The organism is Pseudoclavibacter soli DSM 23366 (assembly GCF_000423505.1).
Lineage (GTDB): Bacteria > Actinomycetota > Actinomycetes > Actinomycetales > Microbacteriaceae > Pseudoclavibacter_A > Pseudoclavibacter_A soli.
Map to the genome: position 1 here is coordinate 312412 of NZ_KE384027.1, position 22970 is coordinate 335381.

At 67.4% G+C, this 22970-nt stretch carries 20 protein-coding genes; 10 read left to right on the top strand and 10 right to left on the bottom strand.

Annotated elements, in window-relative coordinates; genetic code table 11:
* Positions 1–2: 2 nt before the first annotated feature.
* A complete protein-coding gene (locus G557_RS12755; protein ID WP_036962332.1) occupies positions 3–1241 on the top strand; it encodes an ammonium transporter in 1239 nt (412 codons plus the stop codon).
* A 39-nt stretch (positions 1242–1280) separates the two neighbouring features.
* On the opposite strand, the gene G557_RS0109000 is transcribed toward G557_RS12755, so the two are convergent.
* The 6 genes from G557_RS0109000 to G557_RS0109025 all read right to left on the bottom strand — a co-directional run bounded on the left by G557_RS0109000 (position 1281) and on the right by G557_RS0109025 (position 8916).
* Positions 1281–2519: an MFS transporter gene (locus G557_RS0109000; RefSeq protein ID WP_036962008.1), complete on the bottom strand. Its 1239-nt coding sequence runs from the start codon at positions 2517–2519 to the stop codon at positions 1281–1283.
* An 87-nt stretch (positions 2520–2606) separates the two neighbouring features.
* Positions 2607–4358, bottom strand: a complete 1752-nt coding sequence (locus G557_RS0109005) for an acetyl/propionyl/methylcrotonyl-CoA carboxylase subunit alpha (RefSeq protein WP_211220541.1) — start codon at positions 4356–4358, stop codon at positions 2607–2609.
* 1 nt (position 4359) lies between these two features.
* On the bottom strand, positions 4360–5973 hold the full coding sequence (locus tag G557_RS0109010) for a 5-oxoprolinase subunit B/C family protein (protein ID WP_028245773.1): 1614 nt from the start codon (positions 5971–5973) through the stop codon (positions 4360–4362).
* Positions 5974–5975: 2 nt separating this feature from the next.
* Positions 5976–6770 carry a putative hydro-lyase gene (locus tag G557_RS0109015; RefSeq protein WP_028245774.1) on the bottom strand — a complete coding sequence of 265 codons (795 nt, stop codon included), beginning with the start codon at positions 6768–6770 and terminating at the stop codon, positions 5976–5978.
* Positions 6767–7543 carry a LamB/YcsF family protein gene (locus G557_RS0109020; RefSeq protein ID WP_028245775.1) on the bottom strand — a complete coding sequence of 259 codons (777 nt, stop codon included), beginning with the start codon at positions 7541–7543 and terminating at the stop codon, positions 6767–6769. Before G557_RS0109020 ends, G557_RS0109015 begins: the two co-directional genes overlap by 4 nt.
* Before the next feature lie 104 nt (positions 7544–7647).
* Positions 7648–8916, bottom strand: coding sequence for an NRAMP family divalent metal transporter (locus tag G557_RS0109025; RefSeq protein ID WP_211220542.1), 1269 nt, complete (start codon positions 8914–8916; stop codon positions 7648–7650).
* A gap of 193 nt (positions 8917–9109) precedes the next feature.
* Between G557_RS0109025 and G557_RS0109030 the strand changes: the two genes are divergently transcribed.
* Positions 9110–9772: a GntR family transcriptional regulator gene (locus tag G557_RS0109030; protein ID WP_028245777.1), complete on the top strand. Its 663-nt coding sequence runs from the start codon at positions 9110–9112 to the stop codon at positions 9770–9772.
* A 42-nt stretch (positions 9773–9814) separates the two neighbouring features.
* Here G557_RS0109030 and purB read toward each other — a convergent pair whose 3' ends face one another.
* Positions 9815–11194: an adenylosuccinate lyase gene (purB, locus tag G557_RS0109035; protein WP_028245778.1), complete on the bottom strand. Its 1380-nt coding sequence runs from the start codon at positions 11192–11194 to the stop codon at positions 9815–9817.
* Positions 11195–11283: 89 nt separating this feature from the next.
* On the opposite strand from purB, the gene G557_RS13525 reads away from it, so the two are divergent.
* On the top strand, positions 11284–11871 hold the full coding sequence (locus G557_RS13525) for a HutD/Ves family protein (protein WP_051224949.1): 588 nt from the start codon (positions 11284–11286) through the stop codon (positions 11869–11871).
* Positions 11872–11999: 128 nt separating this feature from the next.
* Here the strand turns inward: G557_RS13525 and G557_RS0109045 are convergent, their stop codons facing one another.
* Positions 12000–13214, bottom strand: coding sequence for an MFS transporter (locus tag G557_RS0109045; protein ID WP_028245779.1), 1215 nt, complete (start codon positions 13212–13214; stop codon positions 12000–12002).
* A gap of 46 nt (positions 13215–13260) precedes the next feature.
* Here G557_RS0109045 and hisC point away from each other — a divergent pair, with 46 nt between their 5' ends.
* From hisC to G557_RS0109065, 4 genes are all read left to right on the top strand, one after another.
* Positions 13261–14379 (top strand): histidinol-phosphate transaminase, encoded by a 1119-nt coding sequence (gene hisC / locus G557_RS0109050; protein WP_051224951.1) that lies wholly within the window; start codon positions 13261–13263, stop codon positions 14377–14379.
* Positions 14380–14388: 9 nt separating this feature from the next.
* A complete protein-coding gene (locus G557_RS0109055) occupies positions 14389–15534 on the top strand; it encodes a thiamine pyrophosphate-dependent enzyme (protein WP_028245781.1) in 1146 nt (381 codons plus the stop codon).
* Positions 15531–16544, top strand: a complete 1014-nt coding sequence (locus G557_RS0109060; protein ID WP_028245782.1) for an alpha-ketoacid dehydrogenase subunit beta — start codon at positions 15531–15533, stop codon at positions 16542–16544. Before G557_RS0109055 ends, G557_RS0109060 begins: the two co-directional genes overlap by 4 nt.
* Before the next feature lie 96 nt (positions 16545–16640).
* Positions 16641–18356, top strand: coding sequence for a dihydrolipoamide acetyltransferase family protein (locus G557_RS0109065; RefSeq protein ID WP_028245783.1), 1716 nt, complete (start codon positions 16641–16643; stop codon positions 18354–18356).
* Between the two features lie 20 nt (positions 18357–18376).
* On the opposite strand, the gene G557_RS0109070 is transcribed toward G557_RS0109065, so the two are convergent.
* Positions 18377–19294 carry a hypothetical protein gene (locus G557_RS0109070; RefSeq protein WP_028245784.1) on the bottom strand — a complete coding sequence of 306 codons (918 nt, stop codon included), beginning with the start codon at positions 19292–19294 and terminating at the stop codon, positions 18377–18379.
* 127 nt (positions 19295–19421) lie between these two features.
* Positions 19422–19544 carry a type B 50S ribosomal protein L36 gene (ykgO, locus tag G557_RS0109075; RefSeq protein WP_028245785.1) on the bottom strand — a complete coding sequence of 41 codons (123 nt, stop codon included), beginning with the start codon at positions 19542–19544 and terminating at the stop codon, positions 19422–19424.
* 245 nt (positions 19545–19789) lie between these two features.
* Here ykgO and G557_RS0109080 point away from each other — a divergent pair, with 245 nt between their 5' ends.
* From G557_RS0109080 to G557_RS0109090, 3 genes are read left to right on the top strand one after another with little or no spacing between them, the layout of a single operon-like run.
* Complete coding sequence (locus G557_RS0109080; protein WP_028245786.1) at positions 19790–20842, top strand: permease; 1053 nt, start codon at positions 19790–19792, stop codon at positions 20840–20842.
* On the top strand, positions 20829–21752 hold the full coding sequence (locus tag G557_RS0109085) for a TIGR03943 family putative permease subunit (RefSeq protein WP_084627111.1): 924 nt from the start codon (positions 20829–20831) through the stop codon (positions 21750–21752). Before G557_RS0109080 ends, G557_RS0109085 begins: the two co-directional genes overlap by 14 nt.
* Positions 21733–22932 carry a hypothetical protein gene (locus tag G557_RS0109090; protein WP_028245788.1) on the top strand — a complete coding sequence of 400 codons (1200 nt, stop codon included), beginning with the start codon at positions 21733–21735 and terminating at the stop codon, positions 22930–22932. The genes G557_RS0109085 and G557_RS0109090 overlap by 20 nt, the downstream gene beginning before the upstream one ends.
* The last annotated feature ends 38 nt before the right edge of the window (positions 22933–22970 follow it).

Sequence of the window (22970 nt, forward strand, 5' to 3'; positions counted from 1 at the left end):
ACATGGAAGCTGCAGATCTCGCCTGGCTGCTGGCCGCGTTCGGATTGGTGTCCCTGATGTTCCCGGGGCTCGCCATCTACTACGCCGGCATGCTGGGAACAAAGAGCGCCCTGAACGCCATCGTCATGGTGATGAGTTCGCTGGGCGTCGCCGCCGTGCTCTACGTGCTGTTCGGGCAGGGCATGGTCTCGGGCAACTCGCTCGGCGGCCTCGGCATCATCGGCGACCCCTTCGAGCAGCCGCTGCTGTCGGCAGCACAAACCGATGAGGGCACCGGGGGAGCGGAGCTCGCCTACTGGGCGGCCTTCTTCATTCTCTTCGCCGCGATCACCATCGCCATCGTCTCGAGTGGTGCCGCCGGGCGCATGAAGCTCAGCGCCTGGTTGGTGTTCTCGGCGATCTGGCTGACCTTGGTCTACTTTCCGGTGGCGCACTGGGTCTTCGCAGTCAGCGACGAAGAGACCGGCCTAGTCGGCGGCTGGCTGCGCAACGTCGTCGAGCTGCACGACTTCGCCGGCGGCACCGCGGTGCACATGAACGCCGGCGTTGCCGCACTGGCGCTGGCCTGGGTGCTCGGGCCCCGTCGTGATCAGAGCGAGCGGCCGCACAACCTGCCGCTGGTGGTGCTCGGTGCGAGCATCCTCTGGTTCGGCTGGTTCGGGTTCAATGGCGGCTCGGCCGGCGGCGCGAACTTCCTGGCACAGTACGTGGTGCTCAACACCCTGCTCGCCGGCTGCACCGGCATGATCGGCTACCTGATCGTCGAGCGGCTGTGGCGCGGCCACGCGACCGCCCTGGGCCTGGTCACCGGTGTGCTGGCCGGCTTGGTGGGCATCACCCCCGCGGCGGATGCGGTGAGCCCGCTGGGTGCCTCGTTGCTGGGTGCGGCGGCTGGTGGCGTGGTGTGCTGGGCGCTGAGCTGGAAGAACAAACTGCATATCGACGACACGCTCGACGCCTTCGCCGTGCACGGTGTCGGTGGTGTTGTGGGCACCGGGTTCGTGGTGCTCTTCGGCTCGGCACTCGCCCCTGCCGGGGTCACCGGGGTGTTCTTGGGCGGCGACCCGTCGATCATCTGGCGTGAGGCACTCGCGGTGGCCGTCACCTGTGTCTACTCGTTCGTGATGACCGCACTGATCGCCTGGGTGCTCAAGAAGACCATGGGCATCCGGGTCACTGAGGCCGAGGAAGACGCGGGGCTCGACGAGTCACTGCAGGCCGAGACGGCCTACGTGCTCTGAGCCCGCAGAAAAAGACCTGCTGCCGGTGCAGCTCGAACGTCAGTGCTCGGGGGAAGCTGACGAGACGGGCCGCGCCGGCAGCAGCATGGCCGCGATCAGTGCGGCGATGCCGCACAGCGCGATGATGCCTACGCCGACACCCGGCCAGTCGAATACCTCGAAGGCGCGGCCGAGCAGCCAGCCGAACACACTGTTGCCGATGTAGAAGACGAGCTGGTAGATCGCGGTGGCCTGTGAGCGTGCCGGGCCAGCCAGCAGCGAGGTCATCGCTGAGGTGACCGGGCTGGTCACGAAGTACCCGGCGGTGAACACGGCCACGCCGATGACGATGATCACCAGCGGCGAGCTGAGTGTGAGGGCAGCACCTGCGGCCATCAGCGTGATGCCGATCATCAGCAGACGGCGATGGCCGATGCGGCCGGCGGCCGAGCCTGACCAGCGCGAAGTGAAGGTGCCCACGAGGTAGACCGTGAAAATCATGCTGGTGATCGCCGTGCTCAGACCGTAAGGCGCGGCCTGCAGGTGGTAGCCCAAAAAGCTGAACAGCGAGATGAACGAGCCCATCAGCAGAAATGGCTGTGCATAGGTGCCCCAGAGCGCGGGGGTGGTCAGCGCCATGCTGAAGCGGCGCCAGGCGGTGGGGGTGTCGTCGGAGGGCTCACCGCGCGTGCGCAGGCGAGACGGCAGGTAGCCGTGCGGGGCGGGCACGATGATCACGAACATGGTGCATGCGATCACGCAGAGCACTGCGACGGTCATCATGCCGATCTGCCAGCCGAAGTGTTCGCCGACCAGCCCCGATACCAAGCGGCCGATCAGGCCGCCAATGCTGTTGCCTGAAACGAACGCACCCGCGGCCGCGGTGACGCGGCGGGCGGGCAGCTCATCGGTGATGTAGGTCACGGCGATGGCTGGAATCGCAGCCAGGGCGAGCCCCTCGACCAGGCGAGAGCCGAGCACCAGCGGCAGCGAGTGCAGAAATGGGGTGATCAACCCGATCACGGCTGCCGTCACGGCAGACACCTTCATGATGCGCACGCGGCCCCAGCGATCGGCGGCAAAAGCCCAGGGCAGCACCCCGACGGCGATGCCGATGGTGGCCATCGAGATGGTCAGTGCCGCATGCGACGGGTCGATGCCGAAGTCGGCCGAGATCTCGGGCAGCAGTGACTGCACCCCGTAGAGCTGGGCGAATGTGGCGAAGCCGGCCGCGAACAGTGCGGCGACGATGCGGCGGAACAGGGCAGTGCTGGCGTCATCTGCTGAAGTGCCTGACATGAGCGGGGGTCTCCTTGAGATAGCGGATGTCGACGTGCGCGACCCGTTTACTGTACTCACCCCATGTTTCAGGCGATCGCACGCTGCTCAGTCAACCACCGCGATGCGTGCCCCGCCAGTGATCAGTGCGCCGTCGACAGACACCTCGTGGTGCAGCACGCCGTCGCAGGGGGCCGCGACCTGTGTTTCCATCTTCATGGCCTCCATTACGGCGACCACATCGCCCGCGGCAACGGCCGCACCGTCTTCGGCCTTCCAAGCGACCAAGGTGCCGCTGATGGGGGCCAGCACTGCGCCAGCGCTGGGCTCGGCGGATGCGCCAGTCGCCTCGGCGGCCATCGCTCTGTCGGCAGCCGGGGCGCTGAGCGATCCCAGCAGCCGCTGTGGGAGGCCAAGCGTCACCCGCCGGCCGTCGACCTCAACCCAGGTGCGGGTGAGCGGTTCGGCGGGCACTGGGTCTGAGACTGGCTGGTGCAGCTGGTCGAGCCAGGCGCACTCCGTCTCGATCCAGCGAGTGTGCACCTGAAAGTCAGCTGCGGTCTCGGCGGTGAACGCGGGATCGGTGACGATGCGACGATCGAAGTCGAGCAGGGTCGGCACCCCTTCGATCTCGAACTCTCGCAGGGCTTGGGCAGCTTTGCGCACGGCCTCGGCCCGGTCTCGCCCCCACACCACGAGCTTCGCCAGCAGCGAGTCGTACAATCCGCTGACCGTGCTGCCGGCCACCACTCCGGAGTCGAGGCGAACGCCTTCGCCGCCGGGTGCGTCGAAGCGAGTGATGCGGCCGGGGGAGGGCAGGAAGCCGCGACCGGCATCCTCAGCGTTGATGCGAAACTCGATAGCGTGCCCGTGCGCGGCTGGCGTCTGGTCGATTTCGAGGGGCAGACCGTCGGCGACGCGCAGCTGCTGGCGCACCAGATCGACGCCGCTGGTCAGCTCGGTGATCGGGTGCTCCACCTGCAGGCGGGTGTTGACCTCGAGAAACGAGACTGTGCCGTTGCGACCGACCAGAAACTCGACCGTGCCGGCGCTGACATAGTCGGCCGCCTCACAGATGCGTTTGGCGGCAGACTCGATCGAGGTGCGCTGTTCGTCAGTGAGAAATGGCGCGGGAGCCTCTTCGACGACTTTTTGATTGCGTCGCTGCAGCGAGCAGTCTCGCGTGCCCACGACCACGACTTTGCCGTTGGCATCGCCGATCACCTGAGCCTCGACGTGGCGCGGATGCGGCACATACTGTTCGATGAAGCACTCGCCGCGACCGAATGCGGCGACTGCCTCGCGCTCGGCAGAGGCGAACTGATCGACGACTTCGTCGAGACGCCAGGCCACCTTGAGACCGCGCCCGCCGCCGCCGAAGGCTGCTTTAATCGCGATGGGCAGGCCATGCTCTTCAGCGAAGGCCAGGGCCTCGGCGCCGTCGGCGACCGGGCCGGGAGTGCCCTGCACCAAGGGCGCGCCGACCTGCGCCGCAAGGCGTCGTGCAGTCACTTTGTCGCCGAGAGCGCGAATCGTCTCGGGCCGCGGGCCGATCCAGACCATGCCCGCATCGATGACCGCCTGGGCGAAGTCGGCGTTCTCTGAGAGAAAGCCGTAGCCGGGATGCACGGCATCCGCGTTGGCCCGGCGCGCAGCGGCAATGATCGCCTCGATGCTTAAGTACGTCTCGGCCGCGGTGGTGCCGGGCAGGGCATACGCCTCGTCGGCCACCCGCACATGCAGCGCGTCGGCGTCGGCGTCGGCGTACACGGCGATGGAGGCGACTCCATACGCGGCGCAACCTCGCGCGATACGTACGGCGATCTCGCCGCGATTGGCGATGAGCACTCTGCTGATCATGTCAGTTCTCCTTGCTGTCAGACGTCGGTGCGTCGGTCACCTGGCGGAATCGGATACGGGCACCGATGGGCACCTGACCGGCGAGATTGAGGTGGTACGACGCGACTGATCCGATCACCGGATAGCCGCCGGTCAACGGGTGATCGGCCATGAACAGCACCGGCTGGCCGCTTGGCGGCACTTGCAGAGCACCCGAGGCAGTGCCCTCAGACGCCAGCTCGCGGTGGTCACTGCGCACCAGGGGAGTTTCGCCGTGCAGGCGCAGACCCACGCGATTCGACTGGGGAGTAACCGACCATTCCTGAGCGAACAGGGTCGCCAGCGCATCCGCCGCGAACATCTCAGTGCGGGGCCCGAGCACGACGTCAAGAGTGACGGTCTCGTTGGGTGCAGGTAGCGCGGCGGCTGCGTCGCCCCCGGCTTCGCCCGGCCAGACCTGTGCGACCGCGGCGACGGCGCTGCGATGCACCGGCAGCACGGTGCCGGTGGCCAGCGGCTCGGGGCCGAGCCCAGAGAGTACGTCGGTCGACAGGCTGTCGAGCACGGGGGCGACGGCGAACCCACCGCGCACGCCCACGTAGGCCACACTGCCGCGCGTGGGGAAACCCACTTCGAGGGTTTCGCCATCGCGCAGGGCGAAGGCCTGCCCGAGCACAGCCGTTCGGCGACTGGCTCCGGCGTGGCCGGCGGCTGCGTGCACGGTGAGGGTGACCTCGGCGCCGGTCACCGCGAGCACCTGTTCGCCAGCGGCGCGCAGCTGCAGCCCGCCATGCGTCTCGATGCTGGCCACATCAGAGGCATTGCCGACCAAGCGGGAGGCCAGGCGTGCGGCATCATGATCGAGTGCGCCAGAGCGAGACACTCCCAGATCGGCGTGGCCGGCGCGGCCGAGGTCTTGCAGAGTTCCGCCGAGCCCCGGTTGCACCACGGTCAGCGCGTGGTCGAGCCTCGTCGAGGCGACCGCTGGGGCATCCACCGTGACTGTCGTGGGCTGCGGTGCGGCGTCGCTCGCGTCGACAAAGCGCACCCGCATGCCGGGGCGCAGGGTAGCCGGCGGGTCGAGTCGAAGATCGAACATGGGGAGATCGGTGGTGCCGATGATCTGCCACCCGCCCGGACTCACCCGGGGGTAGACGCCGCTATAGGTGCCGGCCAGGCCCACGGCACCGGCTGGGATGGCCGTGCGTGGTGTGGTGCGACGGGGCACGTCGAGACGCGGGTCGCCGCCGACCAGATAGCTGAAGCCCGGGGCGAAGCCGGTGAATGCGACGGTGTAGATCGATCCTGTGTGTCTGACGATCACCTCGTCGACGGTCATTTCGAGCAACTGCGCGACCTCTGCCAGATCGTCGCCGTCGTAGCGCACGGGCACGTCGACCAACGCGCCGTCGCTGCCCAGGGGCGCGCTCACGTCGCGCGCGAGCAGCAGGCGCGAGAGCTCCTCGGCATCGATGCGCGTGGGGCGAAAGCGCACCATGACGGTTCGCGCGGCCGGCACCAGTTCGAACACCCCCTCGATGGGGTCGTCGATCAGCGACTGGTTGAGCGCGACCGCCTGAGCGAGCTCGTCGACCTCGACCAACAGCACATCGGTGTTCACCGGAAGCACGCGCATGCTCAGACCTCGTACCGGGTGTCGGAGACGTCTGAAATGAACATGTAGCCGGGTGCGTGGGTGATGGCGAAGGGAATGCGCGAGGCCATCACCGCGGCCTGCGGAGTCACGCCGCAGGCCCAGAACACCGGCACCTCGCCGGGTCGAATCTCGACCGGATCACCGAAGTCGGGGTGTGCGACATCGATGATGCCGAGACCGGCTGGATCGCCCACATGCACGGGCGCGCCGTGCACCGACGGAAAGCGCCCCGAGATCGTAGCCGCCTCGGCCACGCGATCGGCGGGAATGGGGCGCATCGAGACCACCATCTCGCCGTGGAATGCGCCAGCCGGGCGACACTGCCGGTTGGTGCGATACATCGGCACGTTGCTGCCCGCGGTGATGTGGCGCACCTCGATGCCGGCGCGCTGCAGCGGCGTCTCGAAGGTGAAGCTGCATCCGATCAGAAACGCGACGAGGTCGGCATGCTCTGCCCAGGCAGCCGTTGCATCGGTCGGCTCGTCAACCAGCTCGCCGTCGCGCCAGACGCGATACTTCGGAATGTCGGTGCGTAGATCGGCCTCAGGGGCCAAAGCGGTGCGCCACGAACCGGCATCGGTCACGTCGAGCACCGGGCAGGGCTTTGGGTTGCGCTGCGCGTAGAGCAGAAAGTCGTAGGCATACTCGCGTGGCACGGCGAGCAGGTTGGCCTGCGTCATTCCGGCGGCGATGCCTGCCGTGGGGCGGCACTCCCCGGCGCGAAAGCGAGCGCGTGCTGCGGTGGCCTCGGCTTGAGCCTCGAATCGGGCGCTCATCGCGTGCCCTCGCCGTCAAGCGACGAACGTATCGCGATGTCGGCCTGCTGCAGACGGTCGCGCACCGCGCCGGCCATTGCCAGAGCACCAGGTGAGTCGCTGTGCACGCACACCGAGTCTGCGTTCAAGTGCAGCACCGAGCCGTCAATGGCGACCAGCGTGCCGTCTTGGGCGAGCCGAACGATGCGCTCGCCCACCGCATCTGCATCGCTGAGCACCGCACCGGCATCGCGTCGCGAGACCAGCGTGCCGTCTGGCTGATAGCCGCGATCGGCGAATGCCTCGGCAATCACGCGCAGCCCGGCCTGCTCGGCCACTTGTGCAAAGACCGATCCGGCGAGAGCCATCACCGCGAGGCTGTCGTCGTATTCACGCACTGCCTCGACGACAGCGGCCGACTGCACCGGATCGACGGCGATGCGATTGTAGAGGCCGCCATGCGGCTTGACATAGCGCATTCGCGTGCCAGCAGAACGAGCGATGCCGTCGAGTGCGGCGATCTGATAGAGCACGTCGGCGGTCAGCTCTGGCGAGGCGACGTCCATAGCCCGACGGCCGAAGCCGGCTAGGTCACGGTATGCAGGATGCGCGCCCACGACGACACCACGAGCCGCCGCAGCTTTTACCGTGTGCACCAGTCCGATGGGGTCGCCGGCGTGAAAACCGCAGGCGATGTTCGCACTGGTGACGATATCGAGCATGGCGTCGTCATCGCCGAGTGACCAGCGGCCAAAGCTTTCACCCATGTCGCTGTTGAGATCGATTGCCGTCATGATGACTCAATTCTGCCCCGAACGGGCGTGAGAGATGAGGTGGGCTCGGCAGGTGGTTGGGGGAGATGACCTGCCGAGCCCGGTCGGAGTCGCGTGCTGCCAGGTCAGAGACCCAGCAGGGCGAAGATCGGTTTGACAGACGAGATGCCCATCCACCAGGTGAAAGCGCAGACCAGCGCGCCGAGCACGAGCAGCCATTTGGGGTAGCGGTAATTGTCGAGCAGGTCGCGTCGGGCGAAGCCGATGTAGATCATCAGGGTGAGCCCGATCGGCAGGATCAGCCCGTTGAAACCGCCGGCGAACACCAGCAGCGCGGCAGGTGCCGTGCCCAGCAGCAGGTAGACGATCAGCGAGACGGCGATGAACACCACGGTGGTCAGGTTGCGGCGACGCGGTTCGAGGTACTTCTTGCTGAACACGCTGAAGAACGACACCGAGGTGTAGGCGGCGCCGATCGTCGAGGTGGTTCCGGCTGCCCAGAAGATCACGCCGAAGATGCGGAAGCCCCATTCGCCCAGGGCGACTTGGAATGCCTGAGCTGCGGGGTTCGCCGTCTGACTTGCCAGATCGATGGTCACGCCGCTGGCGGCAACGCCCAGGATGGCCAAAAACAGCAGGTACCGGATGATGCCGGTGATCGTCACGCCCCAGAACGAGGCCTGGCTGACCGCCTTGATGTTCTCTCGGCCGGTGATACCCGAATCGAGCAGTCGGTGGGCGCCGGCATACGTGATGTAACCGCCGACAGTGCCGCCGACGATCGTGGTCAGTGAGGCCAGATTGACGTTGTCGGGCATCACCGTCTCGGTGAGAGCGTGGCCGATCGGCGGATGCACCACGAAGAGCACGATCAAGACGATCGCGACTTTGACCACGGCGAGGCCGATGACCACGCGGTCCATCACTTTGCCGGCGCGCTTGTACAAGAAGATCGCGATGGCCAGCAGCGCACCAATCAGGCCGCCGATTTTGGTGTTGAGACCGATGGCCGCATTCAGGCCGAGGCCAATGCCGGCGATGTTGCCGATGTTGAAGACCAAGCCACCGAAGATGACGAGCACGGCCAGCAGGTAGCCGGTGCCGGGGATCGCCTCGTTGGCCAGCTCGCCAGCGGTTTTGCCCGAGACGCCGACGATGCGCCAGACGTTGAGCTGCACGATGAAGTCGATGATGATCGACAGCAGAATGCCGAATCCGAAAGCCGCACCCAATTGCACGGTAAAGGTTGCGGTCTGCGTGATGAACCCGGGACCGACCGCCGACATAGCCATCAAGAAGACGGCCCCCAGCAGTGAAGTGCGACGGTCTTTGACAAACTGGGCGGCGCTGCCGGCCGGTTGGGCTGGCACGTCTGCGGAGTGCTCTGCGCTCATTTTGCTCCATTCAATGGGGCGGGGGAGTGCCCCGCGGTCATCTTTGACTGTGCGATATCGTACAGGTTGTTCAACACTTGAGCATGAAACCTTGAGGTATTTATCGTATTTCGTTCATGTTACGAACAGATCACATGGTGTGCGGGAGCCCGACGGCGCGGCCACGACCGCACGGTCTCGGTAGAATGACGAGGTGACTGGAACGCTCTCGCCCTCCGTGCCGGAACGCGCTGCGCAGCAACTGCGCCGCATGATCACCGAGGGCGAGGTGGCGCCGGGCGACAAGCTTCCTGAGGCCGAGATCGCCGAGCAACTCGGCATCTCGCGCAACTCGCTGCGAGAGGTGTTTCGCCTGCTGGCTCGCGAGCGTCTGGTCGAGCACGAGCCCAATCGTGGCGTGTTCGTGAGCCGACCCGGTCTGCCAGAGGTCATCGACGTGTTTCGCGTGCGCGAGCTCATCGAAACCGACGCCATCGCTGGGGCGAACGTGGGGCATCCGGCATTCGAACGCATGCAAGAGTGCGTGCAGCGCGCCCAAGAGGCTGCTGCGGCACACGACTGGCGTGCAGTGGGCACGGCAGACGTGGCCTTCCACGAGGCCGTCGTGGCACTGTCAGACAGTCCGATTCTCGAAGACCTCTATCGGTCTCTGGCTGCGCAGCTGCGCTTGATGTTCGGGCTCATCGGCAGCCCGCAGTACATGCACGAGGCGTACATCGGTCGCAATGCACGCCTGGTCGAATTGGTGCAGGCGGGTGAGGGCGCGCAGGCCGCCGACGAGATGCGCGCCTACCTGCGTGATGCGCAACAGCAGATCGTCAGCGCCTACGTCTCAGGGCGAATCGCGACCCGGTGAGCCTGCCCCGAGCAGGGGCGGCCCGACCGGGGGCAACGAGGCTCAGCGCAGGTGCGCGAGCTGCTCGGCCAGGCCCGTGTAGGTCTCGGGGCGCAGGGCGAGCAGACGCTGTTTCGCCTCGTCGCCGATGTCGAGGCCCTCGACAAACTCGACCAGCTCGGCCTGACCGATGCGGCGACCGCGCGTAAGACCTTTCAGCAGGGTGTAGGGGTCGTCGATCTGCGAGCGACCGGCGGCCACCTCGGCGCGAATCACCGTCTGGATGGGCTCAGCGAGCACCTCCCAGTTCTCGTCGAGGTCGTCGAGCAGCACCTGGTCGGCCAGCTCGACCGAGTCGAGACCCTTGGCGATGTTGTCGAGCGCCAGCAGTGAGTGTCCGAAGCCCACGCCGATGTTGCGCTGCGTGGTGGAGTCGGTGAGGTCGCGCTGCATGCGGCTGGTGATCAGGGTGCTGGCCAGCGAGCCGAGCACGGCGTTCGACAGCTCGAGGTTGGCCTCGGCGTTCTCGAAGCGGATCGGGTTGACCTTGTGTGGCATGGTCGACGAGCCGACCTCGCCGGCCACTGGAATCTGGTGGAAGTACCCCATCGAGATGTAGGTCCAGAAGTCGGTGGCGAGGTTGTGCAGCACGCCGTTGAAGTGCTCAACCGTCGAGTAGAGCTCGGCCTGCCAGTCGTGCGACTCGATCTGAGTGGTCAGGGGGTTCCAGGTGAGCCCCAGACCTTCGACGAAGCGGCGTGACACGTCGGGCCAGTCAGCGTTGGGGTCGGCGACCACATGCGCCGAGTAGGTGCCGGTGGCGCCGTTGAACTTGCCTAAGTATTCCTGCCCTTCGACACGGGCGATCTGGCGGCGCAGACGGTGGGCGAATACGGCCAGTTCTTTGCCGGCGGTGGATGGCGTGGCCGGCTGGCCGTGCGTGTGCGAGAGCAGCGGCACGTCGGCGTAGCGCTCGGCGAGTTCGGTGATCTGGTCGACGACGGCACGCGCCTTGGGCAGCCACACCTGCGTCACCGCATCGCGCACGATCACGGCGTATGAAAGGTTGTTGATGTCTTCGCTGGTGCAGGCGATGTGCACGAGCTCGGCGCGGTCGGCCAGGCCGAGCGCCGGCAGATGCTCGCGGATGAACACCTCGACGCTCTTCACGTCATGCTTTTTGACGGCCTCGAGGGCGGCCAACTCGCGCACGCTGGTCTCGTCGAAGTCGGTGACCAGCGCACGCAGGGCATCCTGCTGCTCACTGGTGAGCGGCGAGGTGCCGAACAAGCCGTTGTCGGTCAGAAAGATCAGCCACTCGACCTCGATGTGCACACGCGCACGGTTGAGGCCGGCCTCGCTGAGGTACTCGCCCAGGGGTGCGACCACTCGCTGGTAGCGTCCGTCGAGGGGGCTGAGCGGCTGGTGGTCGAGTGTGCTCACGGTGAGACTCCTGTGTGTCTGTGCGGTGTGTGGGCGGGCGGTCGCCCAGACCAGTCTACGGCGGTGGGCGGGCATGCGAGACTTGGCAGATGAACGCGTCCCTCGTGATCCGACAGCAGCAGCTGACCACCACGCCCTGGCTCAACGGGCTGGGGTCAACGGCGACTGTGGTGCAGCATCCCTCGCACGCTGCGGCCAACGCCGTTGACTGGCGGGTGAGCCTCGCCACGATCGTCGATGCTGCGCCCTTCTCTGACTTCGCCGCATTCGATCGCTGGTTCGCCACTCTGGCGCCGGCGGGTCTCGACCTCGACGTCGATGGCGTGCGCCACGAGCTGCGAGCCGGCCAGCCGATTGCGTTCGCCGGCGAGGCTCAGGTGCGCGCGCATCCACACGGCGGCGCCGCGCTCAATCTCAACCTGATGGTTCGGCGGGATGCCCTGGGCGCCACCCTGCGTGAGCTGCAGCTCGACGCCGAGGCTGCACCGCACGAGGTGGCCGTTGCCCCGGGCGAGATGGTGGTGCTCGTCGCGGTGGCGGGGTCGGTGTCGATCGATGCGGGCGAGCGGGTCACTCTGCATGCGCATGACGCGCTCGTGGTGAGCGATCCCGCGGTGGCTGTGCGCGTACTCGGGCCGGCGCACCTGCTTGAGGCGCGAGTCACCCCGGTCGGCTAGCCGGTGGGCTGGCTCACGCGCCAGCCGCTATCGAGTGTGCAGAAAAGCTGCCTACGCCAGGCCGGATAACCCGCTTTTCTGCACACTCGGTGGCGCCGGTGGCCGGTGGTGCCGGTGACCGGCGCAGCTCAGAGCTTCGGCCGCCGAATTACGGGAATGGCCGTGGTGTCGAGCCTCGGGCCCGACGAAATCGCCAGGTCGGGCAGCACCCGCACCCCGAGTGCCGGCAGAATCACGGCGCACACCGCAAGCAACCCCGAGACCAACAGCGCGATCACTGGGCCCGCCACATCGATCACCGACCCGGCGATCGCCGACCCCACCGCGATGCCGCCGAGCAGCCCGCTGCCGAGCCAGCCGAAAGCCTCGGCCGCGTCGGCGGCCTTCAGCGACGACGACACCACGTTGTAGACCACCGCCAGCGACGAAGCGGTGCCGAACCCGGCCAGAAACAGGCAGGCGCCCATCCACCAGACCGTCGGAATGGCCGCCGCCGCGATGGTGCCCAGCGCCAGAATGACCTGGCGGCTGGCCATCGACCAGGGGCGCATCGGCAGGCGTGCGGTGAGCAGACCGCCGCTCATCGAGCCGAGCGCGAACACCGCGAGCACCAAGCCGGCCTCGAGCTCGTCGCCATGGAACACACCGACCACCGCGGTCTCGGCCGCGCCGTAGCTCATGTTCTGCAGCGTGGCGGTGAGCACGGCGATCAGCACGGGCCACTTCAGCAGCACGCCGCCGAGTCGCTTGTCTGAAGCGGCAAACCGGGCCGTGCGCATCTCGCCCGCGGTGAACAGCAGCACGCCGCCGAGTGCGCCGATGCCGGCGATCAGCACCAGGGTGAACAGCGACCCCATCAGCGGCACGCACAGGGTCACCAGCACTGGGCCCACCACCCAGATGAACTCTTGGGCCACCGAGTCGAGTGAGAACACCTGCGAGCTCATGCCCGCCGGCACCAGTGTCGGGTAGATCGACCGCACGATTGGCAGGATGGGCGGGTTGGTCAGCCCCATGGCCGCGGCGATGGGCAGATAGGCCCAGAGCGTCGCGGGAGCCATACCCAGAGCGATCGTGCCGAGTGCGTTGACGAGCACCGTGAAGCCGAGCATGCGGCGCGCACCCAGCGTGACCATCCATCGGCCCAACAGTGGCCCGGAGACGGCCGCACCCAGCGAGAACGCGGCGACCGTGAGCCCGGCTGCAGTGTAGTTGCCCACACGAGACTGCACATGCATGATCACGGCGATGCTGAGCATGCCCTGGGGCAGGCGTGCGAGCACTTGGGAGCCCATGAGGCGGGCGACTCCGGGCATGCGAAGAACATCGGCGAGGGAGGGCATGGGCATGATTGTCGCACAACAAAGCAGACGGGAATAGACTGGCAAGATGGATGACCCGCGAAAACAGGCGCCCAGCGCGTCGGCCACTGTCAGATTCCGTCCCGAGATCGTCTCCGCAGCCGCATATCGGCAGGGGCGGCCCGCTCCCGAGGGGGGCTTCAAACTCTCCTCCAATGAGAACCCGTTTCCACCGCTGCCCTCGGTGGTCGCTGCCATCGAGGGGGCCGCGCAGGAGGTCAACCGCTACCCTGATGCATCGGCGGCAGGCCTCGTCGCCCGGCTCGCCCGGCTCAATCACGTTGCCGATGAGCAGATCGCCGTGGGCCCAGGTTCGATCGCGGTGCTGCACCAGCTGGTCACCGCTGTGGCCGGCGCCGGCGACGAGATCGTCTACGCCTGGCGCTCGTTCGAGGGCTACCCGTCGGTGGTCACGCTCACCGGTGCCACCGCGGTGCAGGTGCCGCTCACCGCTGAGGGGGTACACGATCTCGACGCGATGCTCGCGGCCATCACCGATCGCACCCGCGCGGTGCTGCTGTGCAGCCCTAACAACCCCACCGGGCTCACCCTCGGGCATGACGACGTCGAGCGATTCGTGGCCTCGGCACCCCGCGACGTGCTCATCGTGATCGACGAGGCGTACGTCGAGTTCGTACGAGATGACGAGGCCGTCAACGGGCTCGCCATCATCGCCGACCACCCCAACGTGGTGACGCTGCGCACCCTGTCGAAGGCCTACGGGCTCGCGGGCCTGCGCGTCGGCTATGCCGTCGGGCACCCCGAGGTTATCGCCGCGGTGCGCGCCAGCGGGCTGCCCTTCGAGCTCAGCTCGATCGCCATCGAGGCTGCCAAGGCTGCGCTCGATGCCCGCGAAGACCTCACCGATCAGATCGACGAGATCGTTGCCCGCCGTCACCAGATCGAGGCAGGGCTCACCGACCAGGGATGGGCGCTGCCCGACTCGCAGGGCAACTTCGTGTGGCTGCCGATCGGTGCGCGCACCGAGTGGGCCGCCGACGTGCTCGAAGCGCAGGGCATCATCGCCCGCGTGTTCCCCGAGGGCATCCGCGTCACTGTGGGTGAGCGCGAATCTATAGAACCCCTCCTAACTGCCACGGCTGAAATTGTGCGTGGTTTGTCAGAAAGCGCCGAAACCGCCTCCTAAATTGGAGGTATGACCACACCTCTCGAGCCATTCGACGCCCGTGTCGGAGTGCAGTTCATCGACCCCGATGGTGCTTGGCATGACAACGACGTCAATGCCCCGTACCGCGAGCTGGTTGATGCGCTGAGCCTCGACGAGCTGCAACAGCTCTATCGCGATATGGCCGTGCAGCGTCGCCTCGACGCCGAGGCCACCGCACTGCAGCGCACCGGACAGCTCGCGCTGTGGGTGCCCTCGGCAGGGCAGGAGGGTGTGCAGGTCGGCGCTGGCAGGGCCACCCGACCTCAAGACTGGGTGGTGCCCTCATACCGCGAGCACGTGGTCGGCACCATCCGCGGCGTCGACTTCGTGCGCATTCTCAACATGCTGCGCGGCAACAGCCACGGTGGATGGGATTGGCAGACGACCCACTTCCACCTCTACACGCTCGTAATCGGCACGCAGTCATTGCACGGCACCGGGTATGCGCAGGGTGTGGCACTCGACGGGCTGGTCGGCACCGGCGACGTGACTCGTGATACCGCGGTGCTCACCTTCTTCGGCGACGGCGCCACCAGCGAGGGCGACGTCTCTGAGTCGTTCGTGTTCGCCGAGAGCCTGCAGGTGCCTGAAGTGTTCTTGTGCCAGAACAATCAGTGGGCCATCTCGGTACCGGTGAGCGTGCAGGCGAAGACCTCGCTCGCCACTCGCGCCGCCGGGTTCGGGCTGCGCTCCACGCTGATCGACGGCAACGACGTGCTCGCCGGCTACGCAGTCACACGTGCACAGCTCGACGAGGCTCGCGCGGGTCACGGGCCTGGGTTCATCGAGGCCGTGACCTTTCGCGCCGGGCCGCATACGACATCCGACGACCCCACCAAATACCGCACCCGAGAGATCGAGCAGGCGTGGGCGCTGCGCGACCCGATCACGCGCTACGCCACGTGGCTGCGCACGGCGCGCGATGTGAGCGATGCCTTCTTCGCCAAGGTTGACGAGGCTGCCGCAGACGAGGCCGCGCGCGTGCGTCAGGCCGTGCGCGAGCTGCCTGAGCCCGAGCCCGCGAGCATGTTCGCGCATGTGTACAGCGAGCCGCATCCGCTGGTCGAGGCTGAGGCGGCGTGGCTGGCCGACTACGAGGCGGGGTTCGCCGACCCGCAGGAGGGCGCCCGATGAGCGACGCACAGACTTCGAATGACCCGCAGCCGCGCGTGCGCGAGCTGCCGATGGCCAAGGCCATCAACGCCGGGCTGAAGGCGGCGCTCGCCGCAGACGATCGCACTCTGCTGTTCGGCGAGGACGTTGCCCGGCTGGGCGGTGTGTTCACGGTTACGGCCGGGCTGCAGCAGCAGTTCGGGCCGCGGCGCGTCTACGACACTCCGCTGTCTGAGGCTGGCATCGTCGGCACCGCGATCGGGCTGGCCATGCGCGGGTATCGGCCGATTGTCGAGATTCAGTTCGACGGGTTCATCTTTCCCGGGTTCGATCAGATCACTAGTCAGCTGGCCAAGCAGACCAACCGCCACGAGGGCACGATGTCGATGCCGGTGGTCATTCGGGTGCCCTACGGAGGCGGGGTTGGGGCCATCGAGCACCACCAAGAGAGCCCTGAGGCGTATTTCGCGCACACCCCCGGGCTGCGCGTGGTGGCGCCGTCGAACGCCAACGACGCCTACTGGATGATTCAGCAGGCCGTGGCCAGCGACGACCCAGTGCTGTTCTTCGAGCCCAAGCGTCGCTATTGGCAGAAGGGGCCGGTGTCGCTCGATGCCGCTGTGGCCGACCTGCACCGTTCGCGCGTGGTGCGTGCGGGCGACGACGTGACGCTGATCGGGTACGGGTCGATGCTACCGGTGCTGCTCGATGCCGCCGAGATCGCGGCCAGCGAAGGGGTGAGCGCCGAGGTGATCGACGTGCGCTCGATCTCGCCGATTGACTATGCCCCGCTGGTCGAGTCGGTGGAGCGCACCGGCCGCGCCGTCGTGGTGGCCGAGGCCCAGGGGTCGGTGTCGGTGGCCAGTGAGATCGCCGCGCAGCTCACCGAGCGGGCGTTCTATTCGCTTGAGGCGCCGGTGGCGCGGGTGACGGGCTTTGACGTGCCGTTTCCGCCCGCCAAGCTCGAGCACCTGTATGTGCCCGACGCCGATCGGGTGCTCGAGGCCGTCGATCGGGTGCTGGGGTACTGATGCGGATCGGGGCTGCAAACAGCCGATGGCCGCGTGCGCCGCGCGTTGAAGCTGCGTGCGAGAGAGATGACGTGCAACAAGAGATGAGGCAGTGACATGATCGAGAACTTCACCCTGCCCGATGTTGGCGAGGGGTTGACCGAGGCCGAGATCGTCTCGTGGCTGGTGGCTCCGGGCGACCGGGTCGAGGTCAATCAGTCAGTCGTTGAGATTGAGACGGCCAAGTCTGTGGTCGAGCTGCCCGTTCCCTTTTCGGGTGTGGTGACGCGGCTGCATGCCGAACCCGGCGAGACCGTTGAACTCGGCGATGTCCTGCTCGAGGTCGAGACTGCTGGTGCTCCTGGTGCCGGTGCTCCCGAAGCGGCCGCCGCTGCCGCGGCCGCCGCTGCCGCTCCCGCTGCCGCAGCTCCCGCTTCGTGCAGTAGGGGTGAAGAATCTGCCAAATCGACCGTAGGGGTGAATCAGGCTCACCCCCACAACACCTTTTCACCCCTACGGAGCGGCCCAGCCGACACGCCGCCGAATCTGGTGGGCTATGGCGCCAGCGACCGGCCCAAGTCGCGCCGCGCGCACCGGCAGGCGAGCAGTCTGGCGGCTCAGGCCCAGACCCAAGCCCCGGCTCAACTAGCTGGCAGTGCTGCGGCCCAAACACAAGCCCACGCCGAGGCCTCGGCCCCGGGGCAGGCAGACTCCGATGCATCTGCTCAGAACCACGCCCACACCCTGGCCCAGGCATTACGGCAGGCATCAGCCCAGACTGAGCCACACGCCGCTGGCCAGCGGCCCGAGCAGCTCCCGGCCCAAGCGCCAGCCCAGACTCACGCAGCCCAAGCCCCCGGGGCCCGCAGTGCAGACCGCCCCGCGGCCACCGTGCGCCCACCGCGCCGCGGCGGCATCCCGGTGATTGCGCGCCCGCCCATCCGCAAGCTCGCCAAAGATCTCGGCGTGCACCTGAGCGACGTCGCGGGCACAGGCCCAGCCGGCGAGGTCACCCGCCAAGACGTGATCGACCACGCCCAGCAGGCCAGCGTCTTCCGCAACATCGAGACCCCCGCGTGGCCGGCCGAGCGCGAACAGATCGTGCCGGTGGTGCCGGCATCAGGCGGCACCGCAGCCGACGATCGTGAAGAGATCGTGAAAGTGCACGGCGTGCGCCGCTCCATCGCCAAGGCGATGACCTCGTCGGCATTCACCGCGCCACATGTGACCGTGTTCGTCGAGGTCGACGCCACCCACACCATGGAGTACGTCAAGCGCCTGAAGTCGTCACCGCGTTTCGCCGACGTGAAGGTCTCGCCGCTGCTGATCATGGCGCGCGCGGTGATCTGGGCGGCGCAGCGCAGCCCCGAGGTGAACTCGAGCTTCGACGAAGAGCAGATCACCATCCACCACTACGTGAACCTGGGCATCGCGGCGGCCACCCCGCGCGGCCTGCTCGTGCCCAACATCAAAGAGGCTCAGCGGCTGAGTCTGCGCGAGCTCGCACAGGCGCTCGCTGATCTCACCGCCACGGCCCGCGCCGGCCGCACGCAGCCTGCCGAGATGTCGGGCGGCACCATCACGATCACCAATATCGGCGTGTTCGGCATGGATGCCGGAACCCCCATCTTGAATCCCGGCGAGGTCGCCATTGTCGCGATGGGGGCCATCCGTCAGAAACCATGGGTGGTCGACGGCGAGGTGCGTCCGCGCTACGTGACCACGGTGTCGGCGTCGTTCGATCACCGCGTGGTCGATGGCGATGTGGCGAGTCGGTTCACGGCCGACGTGGCCTCGGTGCTCGAAGAGCCTGCGCTGCTGCTCGACGAGTAACAGCCGGGCCGCGCCCCGGCTCAGCGCCCGAGATGCACGCCGCGCAGCTGGGTACCGTTCTTCGTCTGCCACACGGCCACCAACGGTCCGCGCTCGAGCGCTTTGCTGCGGCTGATCTTCAGCAGCGCGCCCTGCGGTGCAGTGGGGTCGAGCGCCTGCGCACTCACGACTTTCTCGTTGTCGCCGAACTTCGTGGTCGATGCGAGCAGCTTGAACGCCTGTTTCGAGAACGCTTTGAGGGCCTCGGGCGAAGCGGTCAGTGACTGTTCGATGTGCGCGCTCCACTGGGCGAATGCGGTCGGGTCAACGCCGGGTGCGGCGATCAGCACCGGAGTGGCGGGCTCATCATTGGTTCGGGTGACCTGAACCGGCAGCACGCGCCCCTCTGCCACGAATCCGGTCTGTCGAAAGGCCTCGTGATCGCCGCGGCTTCGGCTGGATGCGGTGGTCAGGTCGATGACCAAAGCGACCAGTGCCAGCCCGGCCAGAATGAGCGCCCCCCACGAGTAGATCCAGAGGAGAGCGGAGAACTCGCCCGTTTTCGCATCCGTCGTTTCAAAGAACAGTGACGAGAACGAGGCGCCGCTGGCTTTGTTGCTGGGCAAATTCAGCGAGCGCACCACCGAGATCACATTGCGTGCGGTGAATATCAAGGCGATGAGCAGCACTGCCAACGACACCAGGCGCCACGGCGATTTGCGGCGGGCGACCCCCGCGAAGAACGCGGGGTCATCTTTCAGCCGCTTCTGCAGTGCGGCGATTTCATCGGAGGCCGGTGTGGGAGTGACTGCTGCCGGCGAGGGCGCTGGTGGCTGCGCTGCAGCCATGTGGTCGGCAGGATGCTGCAGTGCGGCAGGCGGCTGTGTTGCGGCGGGTGGAGTGGCTGGCGTTGGCGCGGCTGGGTCTGTGCGACGGATGCGAGGTGGAATCTGTGACATGGGGGGCATTGCTTTCTGGGGGAGCTCTGCGGAGTGATGATCTGACGCAATGTCTACACTAGCGACACATGCGAAACGCCCCGCACATCCGAAGACATGCGGGGCGTTCTGTGAAAGAACCTGAGGCTCAGCCCTGACGGCCGTTCCAGCGGGGGTTCTTCTTGTTGATCACGTAGGTGTGGCCGCGGCGGCGAACGATCTTCGAGCCGGGCTTGTTCTTCAGTGACTTGAGCGATGCACGAACCTTCATGGTCACTCCTCTCATCTCGGTGTCTTGGCGCCCACCGAGGTCGGTGAACATGACAAAGCTTCTCGGGCAGACAACCCGACACACCACAATACCGTATTTTCCTGGCCACGTGCACCTTTGGTGTATATGCGCCGGCAGGATGCGCGCGCGACACCCACCCCCGCCGCTAATTGACACTGAGAATCACTAGTGATTGTCTGGATCGCAGGTGCGGATCAGCCGCGCCCCAAACGAAGGCGTGTGTGATGCAGACGAGTGTGCAGCATCCATCGGCCGCTGCCGGTGCGCGCCCCAGCACATCGCCCGCCGGGCACCGGTGGATGCCCACTGCACTCGCGCTGTCGGCCGTCGTCGCGCTCGCCGCGGTTCGACTGCTCGACCCGATGCGCGGGTTCGATGCGAGCGATGCGCTCAGCGACTGGGTCACCCTCTCGCTGAGTGTGTTGGTCGAGTCGCTGCCGTTTGTGGTGCTCGGCATTGTGGTGGCGATTGCGCTGCGCGTCTGGCTGCCGCAGGGATTGTTGCTCGAGCGGCTGCCGCGTTCTGGTGTCGCGCGCCGCCTGGTCATCTCGCTGATGGGCGTGCTGCTGCCGGTGTGCGAGTGCGGCAACGTGCCGGTCAGCCGCGGGTTTCTGCTGCGCGGGCTCGGTGTGGGCGACGCGCTCACGTTTCTGGTGGCGGCGCCCGTGGTCAACCCCGTGACCATCATCACCACCTACCAGGCGTTCGGGTTCGACGACGGTGTGCTGGTGACCCGCGGGCTCGGGGCACTCGCGATCGCGAATCTGGTGGGCTGGCTGTTCAGCCTGCACCCGCAGCCCGAGCGGCTGCTCGCCCCGGGGTTCGCCGCGCAGTGTCGCGTGGCCGGCGCCGAGCGCGTCTCGAACTCGTTGATCGGGCGGCTGCGCGCCAGCGGCGGTATCTTTCGCCACGAGACCGCAGACATGATGGCCGCCCTCGTGATGGGCGCCGCGATCGCCGGCGGCATTCAGGTGTTCGTGCCGCGCTCGACGCTGATCGCTCTCGGCGGCGACCCCCTGTGGAGCGTGCTCGCGCTCATGGCCCTCGCCTTCATCGTGTCGATCTGTTCGAACGTCGACGCATTCTTTGTGCTCGCCTTCGCCTCGGTGGCCCTGCCCGGCGGCATCGTCGCTTTCTTGATCTTCGGCGCGATTGTCGATGTGAAGATGCTCGCGCTGCTGCGCACCACGCTGAGCGGGCGCGCGCTCGCCCTGCTCACCACGGTGGTCACGCTGGCGACTCTGCTGATCGGGCTGGGGGTGAATGCCCTTGTCTGAGCGCTATGTGCCCTGGGTGCCCGTTGACGGTGCGCCGGATGCCACCCCACCAACGACCCCTGACCGCCAGCCGACCCCGGGCCGGGTCGAGGCCCCAGCCGAGGTTGACTCTCGGCACACGCACCTCGCCGAGCCTGATGCGTCTGGGCGCGGATGGCGGCACTGGCAGGGCATGGCCGTGGCCGTCGCGGGTGCCGGCTTCGTGCTCTGGCTGGCCGGCACCGGGCAGCTCGCGCTCTATATCCATCGGCGGTACGTGGTGTTCTCGGTGATCATGTGCGTGATCGCGCTGGCGTTGGCCGTGCTCGCCGTGGCACTGCCCGACCACGACCACGACCACGAGCACGAGCACACCCCGCGGGGCCGTCACCCGTCACGGCGACGCGTCGGGCGCGCCGTGACCGCCGCTGTGTCGATCGCAGCCATCGCCCTGTTCGTCACCGCCTCACCGCGAACCCTTTCGGCAACCAGCGCGGCGCAGCGGCAGGTCGGCACCGATGCATCCACCGTGGCCCTCGCCCTTGCACTGGCTGGGCAGGCCGACGACACTGCGGCGGCGACCGACTCGTTCACTATGCGCGACTGGGCGGCCACGCTCGCCGTGCGCACCGACATCGCGCACTTCGCTGGGCACACCGCGACCATCACCGGGTTTGTGGTGGCCGATGCCGACGACCCTGACATGTTCGAGATCACCCGCTTCGTGATCACCTGCTGCGCTCTCGATGCCCAGCCGGTGAGCGTTCCCGTGCGCGAGGAAGGCTGGCGCGACCGCTTTAGCGAGGGCGACTGGGTGTCGGGCACCGGCGGGTTCGCTGAGAACGCCAGCACCACCAGCACACAGGCCATCGTGTTCGCGCCCGATGACCTGCACCGCATCGAGGAGCCCAGTGACCCGTACCTCAGCTAACCGGCGCTCGCCGTGGCCGTGGCGCGTCGCCGTGGCGGCGGTGCTCGTGGCACTCGTCGCCGCCATCGCGGTGGTGCAGACTCGCGCGTGGGCCCGTACCGTGCTGCCCAGTGATCAGGTGGTGGCGGCGCTCACCGGCACCTCAGACGGCTACTTGTTGGTGCGCGGCGGCGCGTTCGATGGGCAGCACGGTACACGCCCCGACGACACCATCGTGACCGACGCCAGCGACGCCGGCCGAGAGCACGCCGTGTTCACCGCCGCGCGCATTCAACAGTTCGCCGCTGCCGACGGCTGGCTCGCCGTGGTCACGCTCGACAGCGCGGGCAGCGCCACACTCCTTGCCGTAGAGCCAGCCACCGGCCGCCAGGTGGCGCTGCCGCTGCCGTCGGTCGGCGTGGTTGACGGCCTGGCCATCGGCGGCAGCGCTGTGGCTGCCACGTTCACCGCCACCGACAACGCGGCGGGTGACGGCGTGGCCGAGGGCGGGCGCTTGCTCGTCTGGCAGGTGCCGGCAACCGGCGACCAGGCCGCGCTCGTGGTCGGGGCGGCCAGCACAACCAGCGCCACCGATGCCCGCTTCGGCGACGAGGTGGCCGTGACCGCTGACGGGCACTACGCCGTGCTGCGCCAGTTCGACGACACCCTGCTGCGCGTCGACCTCACCGGTGCCGAGCCCGACCTGGTGCTCGGGGTGTTCGCCGAGATGCAGAGCCTCACCGCTGACGGCCGGCTCGTGGTCGCCGATGCCGCGGGTGCGTTCAGCATGGTCGACGTGGGCAGCGGTGATCGACAGCGGCTGGTCACCGCGGTGCCGGCAGACCTTGACTCGTCGGCGAGGCTGCTGCGCCTGTCGGCCGCAGACTGGGGCGGGGCGGCGGTCTACGACACCGGCGCCGGCTACTCGGTGCAGGCGCTCACCGCAGACGGGTCGCGCCAGCTCGCCACCGTCGACCAGGTGGCAACGCAGCTGGTCTCGGTTTGCGCTGCGCCCGGCTCGCAGCTGGTGGCCGTGACCACTGCGCCCACCAATGCGCGCGACGATGAGTATCCGCGCGCCTCGGCCACCGATCGCACCAGCACCACGATCTACGACGCCGACACCGGGGCGCAGGTGACAGCCATCGATGCCTGGTCGGTGGGATGGTGTCAGCGCTACCAGCCGATCGCCGCCGGTTGAGTGGCGGGCCGTGGTCAGCATCCCTAATTGACAATGAG